Source organism: Halopseudomonas sp. (genome assembly GCF_041579695.1).
GTDB lineage: Bacteria > Pseudomonadota > Gammaproteobacteria > Pseudomonadales > Pseudomonadaceae > Halopseudomonas.
Window position 1 is genome coordinate 38,240 of record NZ_JBFGFI010000019.1, and the last position, 9,220, is coordinate 47,459.

The 9,220-nt window shown below is 57.6% G+C and carries 4 protein-coding genes; all 4 read left to right on the forward strand.

The genetic code is table 11. The features are described 5' to 3' along the window. The first annotated feature begins 266 nt into the window (after window positions 1-266). Window positions 267-2,618, forward strand: coding sequence for an NAD-dependent DNA ligase LigA (ligA, locus tag ABYA88_RS06315; RefSeq protein ID WP_373186121.1), 2,352 nt, complete (start codon window positions 267-269; stop codon window positions 2,616-2,618). Between the two features lie 167 nt (window positions 2,619-2,785). Then, a complete protein-coding gene (locus tag ABYA88_RS06320) occupies window positions 2,786-4,783 on the forward strand; it encodes a PAS domain S-box protein (RefSeq protein WP_373186122.1) in 1,998 nt (665 codons plus the stop codon). Between the two features lie 41 nt (window positions 4,784-4,824). After that, on the forward strand, window positions 4,825-6,810 hold the full coding sequence (locus tag ABYA88_RS06325; protein ID WP_373186124.1) for an ATP-binding protein: 1,986 nt from the start codon (window positions 4,825-4,827) through the stop codon (window positions 6,808-6,810). Beyond that, a partial coding sequence (locus tag ABYA88_RS06330) for an ATP-binding protein (protein WP_373186126.1) occupies window positions 6,791-9,220 on the forward strand: 2,430 nt, incomplete at its 3' end. The genes ABYA88_RS06325 and ABYA88_RS06330, both read left to right, overlap by 20 nt.

Genomic DNA, 9,220 nt, shown 5'->3' on the forward strand with positions numbered 1-9,220 from the left:
GAATTGTGAACTGCAGCACAGCTTGATGCCTAACGCGCCCCTTCTCTGCGGGGCCGCGGCTCCCACCGGTAATTTATGGCTCCCATTCCGGCAGCAGTGGCGGCCCCGCCACGATGAGCCATCTCGAAACTCCACTCCGCCCGACCGCCATGAAGATCAACGCAAACACAAACAACACCGAACGATAGGTTCCGGGCCCATGCAAACCCTGACGCCACTGCCCCCATTGGTTACAATCTCCCCACTTATTCCGACCGATGATGGCCATGACCGACTTCACTGATTCCGCTGCCCGCGCTACCGAGCTGCGCAAACAGATCGACCAGCACAATTACCGCTACTACGTCCTCGACGAGCCCGCGATCCCGGATGCCGAGTACGACCGGCTGTTCAATGAGTTGCGCGCTATCGAGGAGCAGTTCCCCGAGCTGGTCACCCAGGATTCGCCGACGCAGCGGGTGGGCAGCGAGCCGTCGCCGTCGTTCAGCCAGGTACAGCACGAAGTGCCCATGCTCAGCCTGGCCAATGCCTTCAGCGATGATGATCTTTACGACTTTGACCGTCGGGTGCGTCAGCGGCTGAGCGGCGACAGGAAAATCGAATACGTTTGCGAGCCCAAGCTCGATGGTCTCGCAGTCAGCCTGCTCTATGAGAATGGCGCACTGGTGCGCGGGGCCACGCGTGGCGATGGCGCTACCGGCGAAGACGTTACCAGCAACATCCGCACTGTCCGCAACATTCCGCTCAAGTTGCAGGGCAGCGGCTGGCCGCAGGTGCTTGAGGTGCGCGGTGAGGTTTACATGCCGCGCAGGGGATTCGAGCAACTCAACGAGCGGGCCCGGGAGGAGGGCAGCAAGAGCTTCGCCAATCCGCGTAACGCCGCGGCCGGCAGTCTGCGGCAGCTCGACTCACGCATCACCGCCCAGCGACCGCTGGAATTCTGCGCATACGGCTACGGCCGGGTGGAAGGTGGCGAGCTGCCGGATAACCAGCACGAGATCCTGCTGCGCGTGCGCGACTGGGGCCTGAAGATCAATGCCGAGATGCGTTTGGTCGACTCGGTCCAGGGTTGCCTGGACTACTACAGGATGCTTGGTGAGAAGCGCGATACTCTGGCCTACGACATCGACGGTATCGTATTCAAGCTCAATAGCCTGGAGCAGCAGAAGGTGCTGGGTTTTGTTGCGCGTTCACCGCGCTGGGCCGTTGCCTTCAAGTTTCCGGCCCAGGAAGAGATGACCGAGCTGCAGGATGTCGAGTTCCGTGTGGGCCGCACGGGTGCAGTCACTCCAGTCGCACGCCTGCGGCCGGTATCGGTGGGTGGCGTGACGGTATCCAACGCCACCTTGCACAACATGGATGAAATTGAACGCCTGGGCGTGATGATTGGCGACAGCGTGGTGATCCGCCGTGCCGGTGACGTTATCCCCCAGGTGGTCCAGGTGGTGCTCGAGCGGCGCCCGGAAGGCGCCAGGCCGATACCCGTGCCAAAGCTCTGCCCGGTGTGTGGCTCGGACGTGGAGCGCACGCAGATCGTCAAGCGCAGCAAGGGCCGCGAGACCTACACTGAAGGCTCGGTTCTGCGCTGCGTCGGCCGGCTCACCTGCCAGGCGCAGGTCAAGCAGGCGATCATTCACTTCGTCTCCCGCCGGGCGATGGATATCGACGGCCTGGGCGAAAAGAGCGTCGAGCAACTGGTCGATCATCAACTGGTGCATTCACCTGCCGATCTGTTCAGGCTCAAGGCCGACGATGTACTGACGCTGGAAGGCTTCGCCGAGCTGTCGGCGAACAACCTGATCGACTCGATCAACGCCAGCCGGCAGCCGTCTCTGGCCCGTTTTGTCTATGCGCTGGGTATTCCGGACGTCGGCGAGGAAACCGCCAAGCTGCTGGCCCGCGCCTTTGGCTCGCTCGAGTGGATCAGCAAGGCGCTGCCGGAGGTGCTGGTCTATCTGCCCGATGTCGGTGGCGAGGTCGCCCATGAGATTCATGCGTTCTTCGATGACGAGCACAACCAGCAGGTAATCAAGCAACTGCGGGCCAATGGCGTCGACGTGCAGGAGGAAGGCAGCCTTGCGCCGGAATTCGCCGCCAGTGTCTCATTCGCCGAGTTTATCGCCCGGCTGGAAATCCCCTACGTGGCTAGCACCAGCGCCGAGCGCCTGGCGAAATCCTTCGGCAATCTGCAACAGCTGATCGAAGCCGACTGGCTCGATCTGAAGCAGGTCGATCGTCTGAACGACAAGGCAATCAAGAGCCTGCGTGGTTTTTTTCAGGATACTGAAAACCGCCAGCGCGCCGAAGCGATCGAGGCGCAGCTGCGCGAGTTCGGCATGCACTGGGAGAGCCCGCGCGCCAAGGCCGACAGCCTGCCGTTGGCGGGTCAGAGTTGGGTGCTGACCGGTACGCTGGAGACCTTTTCACGCGATGTCGCGAAGGAATATCTGGAGAGTCTTGGCGCCAAGGTGGCGGGCAGTGTGTCGGCCAGGACCCATTGCGTAGTCGCCGGCCCCGGGGCCGGCAGCAAACTGGCCAGGGCCGAAGAGTTGAAGGTGCCGGTACTGGACGAGCAGGGTCTGCTGGATTTGCTGGCAAAGAATGCGATATTGGTCTGAAACCGTGCCTCTCACCTCATTTCCGTTGCGCGGCTGCCGATATAAAGTCTGGTCGGCTTGCGATGACGTACCTATTGGTGCCTGAGACACGGGCTGAATAGGCAAGCAGACTCTTTTGCGCTTAATCTGTCTGAAACAAAAATCGTCCTGTCGCCCAAGAGGCATTGATGCAGCCACCAGAAAAGCCTGAAAATGAGACGTCACGTCTAGAGGCGCTCGAGCATTCCGCCCTGCTGTTCACTGCAGCGGAGCCGCGGTTCGACAGAATCACCCGACTGGCACAGCGAGTTTTCGGCGTGGATACCGTCCTCATCTCTCTGGTAGCGGATGATCTTCAATGGTTCAAATCCCGTCAGGGCCTGAATGTTGCGCAGACAGATCGGGATCTGTCCTTCTGTGGTCACGCCATTCTGCAGGATGAGCTCTTCATTGTGAACAATGCGGCAACCGACCAGCGGTTTGCTGACAATCCTCTGGTAACAGATGCACCACACATACGCTTTTATGCGGGTGCGCCATTGCATGAGGCGCATGAGTTGTCGGGCGAACTCCACAGGATAGGCACTTTGTGCCTGATCCATCCCCGGCCACGCACGCTGTCAGACGAGGACGGGCAGGTTCTGCGCGACCTGGCTGATCAGGTCGAGCTGGAGATACGCCAGGCTCGGCTGGAAAAGCAATTGCTCCGCGCCGAACTGGCGGAGCAACGTCTCGCGTCTGTGATAGAAGGCACCAACATCGGTACCTGGGAATGGAACGTGCAAACTGGCGAAACGGTGTTCAACGAACGCTGGGCAGCGATCGTCGGCTACACCCTTGAAGAGCTTTCTCCGGTCAATATTGACACCTGGATGGCCCTGGCGCATCCCGATGACTTCGAGGAGTCTAGCCGAGCCCTTCAGGCGCATTTTAAGGGCGAGGCCGCATTCTATGATGTGCATTGTCGGATGCGCCACAAAGACGGCCATTGGGTCTGGGTCCACGATCGGGGTCGCCTGGTCAGCCGCGCGGGAGATAGCCAGCCGCTCTGGATGGCGGGTACCCATGCCGATGTCAGCGAACAGGTTCAGGCCCAGTTCGCCCTGGGTCAGAGCGAAGCCCGGTTGCGCGGCCTGTTTGAATTGTCGCCTTACGGTATCGCCTTGAACGATTTCGATACCGGGGCCTTCATCGAGATGAATCCAGCTTTGCTGGCTCCAGCCGGCTATACCCGCGAGGAATTTGCCACTTTGAGCTATTGGCAGGTGACGCCAGAGGAATATGCTGCTCAGGAGCACGAGCAATTGCGCAGTATGGAGGAAACCGGGCGTTATGGACCCTACGAAAAGGAGTATATCCGCAAGGATGGCAGTCGCTATCCCGTGGTGCTCAACGGTATGGTCATACACGATGCTGGCGGGCAAAAATTTATCTGGTCAATAATCGAAGATATCTCTGAACGCAAGCGCATGCAGCGTATGAAAGATGATTTCATCTCCACTATCAGTCATGAACTGCGTACTCCCCTGACGGCACTGAGAGGCGCGATCTCGCTTGTGGCATCCGGCGCGTTGGGCGCGTTACCGGACACCGCGCAAGACATGATGGCCGTAGCTGACAGAAACAGTCATCGCCTGCTTGTTCTGATCAATGATGTGCTGGATATGGAGAAGTTGCTGGTTGGCAAGATGAGCTTCGATCTGCAATGGCATGTGCTGAAGACATTGGTGGCGATATCGCTGGTAGAAAATCAACCCTACGCGCTTCAGTATGATGTGAGTCTGCGGACGCTCAATCTCGCCGGAGATACGCAGGTCTGTGTTGACGCGGGTAGATTGCAGCAGGTATTGGCCAATCTGTTGTCCAATGCGATCAAGTTTTCGCCAACGGGGGGTGACGTCCTGGTGACCAGTCAGCATTATGGTGGCGGCGTTCGGTTGACCGTCGCCGATGAGGGGATGGGCATTGATCCCCAGTTCCACGATCAGATATTCGACAAGTTTTCCCAGGCCGATGCCTCCGACAGCCGTCAGCGGGGCGGGACCGGACTCGGTCTGGCAATCACTCGGGAATTGGTGGAAAAGATGGGAGGCTTTATCAGTTTCGACTCAGATCCAGGTCAGGGGGCCCGCTTCCATGTGGATTTCCCTGCGTCAACGGCCGGTCCTTCGAGAATGCCGGCGTGACAGCGAGCCATCAAATTTCCCGTATAGGGAGCTTCTGGTTGATGGTGGCTGGCCTTTTTGTGTGCCTGATGATTCCGCTGGAGTATGGTCTGCAGAGCTATCGCAATGAGCAGGCCGATGATGAAGTACGCGCGACCCTGAAGGACGCGAGTCGGTTAAGAGCCCTGCTGGAATCCGAGATCAACAACGCCGCATTCCTGGCTACTGGTGTCGAGTCCTATATTGTCGCGCGCGACGGCGTCCTCGATCCGCGTGAAATACAGCGCATTCTGTCGTTGGTTTATGAGCGTGGGCGACACTTTCGTAATATCGGGATTGCGCCGGGCAATCGAATTACATGGGTGTTTCCGCTGGCCGGTAATGAGAATGCTATCGGCCTGAACTATGCAGATCTTCCTGACCAGTGGCCTGCCATCCAGAAAATGCAGACTACCGGGGAGGGCTTGCTAAGCGGTCCCCTGCAACTGGTACAAGGTGGTCGAGGCCTTATCTACCGTGCACCGATTTTTATCGAGGACACCTACTGGGGGTTGCTCAGCACGGTCATTGATGCAGACAGTCTGTTCGATTACCTCAGGTCTGCCGCCGACGAACTGGCGCCCGCTATCGCTTTGCGTCATGCAGGGGTCGACGGTCAGCCTGGCAACGTATTCTTTGGCTCCCAGACTTTTTTTGATCAGCCACTGGATGTACTTCCGATAAGGGTCCCTGGTACCCAATGGCAGATGGCTATTCAAGCGCCCGATGCGCGTCCCGGTAAACTGGGGTGGTACCGAGCACTGGCAGTTTCAATGGCTCTGTTTCTGGCCATTCTCATTGGATTGTTCGTGCGGCTTGTCTGGCAACGCAATCTGCTGGACCAGCTTGATTCTGAAGTCAGAAAACGCACCGCAGAGGTGCTCCAAAGTCATGACCTGCTTGACTCAGTCCTGGCCGCGGCACGTTCATTTGCTATCGTAGCCACGGATGCGCGGGGAGTCATCATGCTCTTCAACAAGGGAGCGGAACTGATGCTGGGTCACCCCGCTGACGACATGGTAGGCAAGCAGAAGCCCGGTATTTTCCTGCTGTCTGACGCCATCCGTGAGCGGGCGCACGCGATGGAAATCGAGCTGGGACGGCCGTTGGTGGGTGATGAAGTGTTCACTTTGCGCGCGCAGCAGGGCGTCGAAGAAGTGTTGATGCTGCACTACAGGCATAGGGACGGGCATCTGATTCCGGTTCAGGTAGTGGTGAGCGCCATCCGAGGCAGTGATGGTGATGTTCGAGGTTATCTGGGCGTGGCAGAGGATGTGAGCGACAGGCTGCGTAATGAAACCTTGAAAAATCAATTTATTTCCACGGTCAGCCACGAGCTGCGCACCCCGCTGACGGCAATCTCCGGCGCGATCGGTCTGTTGCGCTCAGGCTCTATTGGCGCCGTTCCAGATGCATTGCGGCCCCTGCTTGATATTGCTTTCAACAACAGCCGGCGATTGTCGCAACTGGTCAACGATCTACTCGACATCGAGAAACTGATGGCAGGACGCATAGCCCTCTACCCGGCCTGCCATTCGGTCGCGGATCTGATACGAACCGGTATTGGGGACATTCAGGCATTGGCAGACCAGCAGCAAGTGGAGATTACGTATGATCCCTCCACGGCGCTCAGTATCTGGGTAGACGCCTCGCGTTTTCAGCAGGTACTGACCAATCTGCTCAGCAATGCGATCAAGTTCTCACCCATTGGCGGCAGGGTGGATGTTGGGATCAGTCACACTTCTGACTCTGTCCGAATCAGCGTTACCGATCAGGGAGCGGGTATACCACCCAGTTTTTACACTCAAATGTTCCAGCGTTTTGCCCAGGCAGACGGCAGTGATAATCGACGCCAGGCGGGTACCGGTCTGGGCTTGGCTATCAGCAAGGAGCTGACGGAACAAATGGACGGTCGCATCGGCTTCGAGTCCGCCATTCCGGGGGGGAGTTGTTTCTGGGTAGCGTTCCGCGAATGCAAGGAGACACAGGATGTTTGCACGGCCCAATAGCGATAGCCGCGTTTTTGGCAAAGGGCTCGGATTGCTGGTGCTTTGCATGCTGGCTCTGCTGGGCAACTGGCTGAGCGTACCGTTGTTATTCGGTATTGATCTTATTTTCGGTTCGGCAGCCGTGATGCTGGCGGTCGTGTATCTGGGGATATGGGCTGCTGTCGTGGTGGCGTTCGTCGGCTCCCTCTATACCTTGGCGTTGTGGGGACAGCCGTTGGCGATTCCCGGGTTTATGTTTGAGGGGCTGTTCGTAGCCTGGTTGTATCATAGACACCATCTGAAAAATCTGGTGATAGCCGATCTGGTCTACTGGGCGATGATCGGTATTCCCCTGGTCGTCATCATCTATTGGGTGATCGCTGATATGCCAGGGTCCGTTGTTGCACTCATTGCCCTCAAGCAAGCAGTCAATGGGATGTTCAATGCTTTGCTGGCCGGTTTGGTCATTTTGCTTATCAGTTATCGACGCAGGCAATTAGCCCAGTTGTCACTGTCGTGGATTATTTTTCAGAGCATGTTGATGGCTATCTTGTTGGCAGGCATGACCCCAATACTGGTAGATGCCCACAATCAGCGGTATACGCTGGAAAGTGCTGTGCTGGAAAAGCTCAGTGGGATTGCAGCCATTTTCGAGAACAGGCTGCAGTCCGACTCTGATGCAGCTAACAGACTGGATGCGCATCTGTCGCGCGTGCAGAGCATGTTCCCTACCTTGACCATCGCGCTGGAAAAGGACGGTGTGGAAGGGGTAGCTATTGGCGCTCAGCCGCACTCTGCCGCGCCGGGTCTGGTCCCAGAACATCCCAGCTCTCTGGAGCGCCTGAGGATCTGGTTGCCAGGGGGTGAATACAATGCGGTACAGCGCTGGCGGGAGGGGTATTACTGGGTCCGTCTGCCTCTGGAGGTGATGCCGGGCTGGTATGTGCGCGTTGAAGAGTCTGCCGCGTCCCTGGTGCAGGCAATGGAAATCAAACGCCTGTCGAAGTTCACCCTGTTGGTCGGCATATTCATGTTTTCGATTCTGTTGGCTTGGGTGATCAGTCGGCTTCTGAGTCATCCTATAATACGCCTGGCCAATGCCAGTCAACATATCGAACGAGGCGTGCGCGCGGGCCAGTTTTCGCCTGTTTCGGGTAGTATCGTGCATGAATTCGATCAGATGTCCACGGCACTTAACCATCTGGGCAGCGAGATGGCCTCCAGTGTCCAGGTGCTGCACGATTCCCGCGGTCGGCTGGTCAAGAGTGTCGCAGCCAGGACCCGGGAGTTGGCCGAGGCCAATGGTCTCTTGTCTTCTGTACTGGATGCAGCAGAAGATTTCAGCATTATCGCTACTGACAGCCAAGGCGTTATTACCCTATTCAACACGGGTGCGCAGCGCCTGCTGGGCTATACCGCAGAGCAGATGGTTGGCCGGGAGACGCCCGCGTTGCTGCATGATCCGGAAGAAGTATCACGGGTAGGCAAAGAGCTGACCGCGCACTATGGTTTTGATATTGAGGGATTCAGGGTCTTTGTGCATGAGGCGGAGCAAGGTCGCCGGCATCCACGTGAATGGACCTACATAACACGTGGTGGCCAGCGCGTGCCGGTGCGGCTTGTGATTTCCATTATTCGCAATGCGGACGATAGCATCGAGGGGTACCTCGGAATCGCCGAGGATGTATCGGAGCGCAAGCACCTTGAGCAAATCAAAAGTGAGTTCGTGTCTACAGTAAGCCACGAACTGCGTACGCCCCTGACGTCTATTTCGGGTGCCCTGGGCATGCTCAGATCCGGTGCACTCGACGGCATGCCACAGCGAGCAGAGGAAATGGTGGCCCTCGCTCACAATAACAGCCAACGTCTCACCAACCTGATCAACGATCTGCTGGATATCGAAAAAATTGCGGCGGGAAAGCTGCATTTCGACTACCAGAAGGTGAGCTTGGCAGAGCAACTGAACCAGGCCCTTGTCGCTATTGTGCAATACGCGCCGGATCAGCAGGTGATTCTGGACTCATCCGCGCAGGTTCCTGAGGTATTGATCAATGTCGATCCGCAGAGGCTGCAACAGGTGTTGATCAACCTGTTGTCCAATGCGATCAAGTTTTCGTCCCAGGGCGGGCATGTTGCCCTGGACGCCCGCCTGCGTGGCGAACGCATACGTATCCGTGTGTCAGATACAGGAGAGGGTATTTCTGATGCCTTCAAACCCAAAGTCTTTCAGCGTTTTGCCCAGGCGGATTCGTCTGACCAACGCAAAAAAGGGGGCACCGGACTGGGACTTGCGATCAGCAAAGAGCTTATTGAGCACATGGGTGGCGAGCTCGGGTTCGATTCGACGCTGGGTCAGGGGTCTACCTTTTGGGTCGACTTGCCTTGCCTTGAAGCAACGGAAAGCCCGATTGAGTCAGAGCATGCCTTGCGG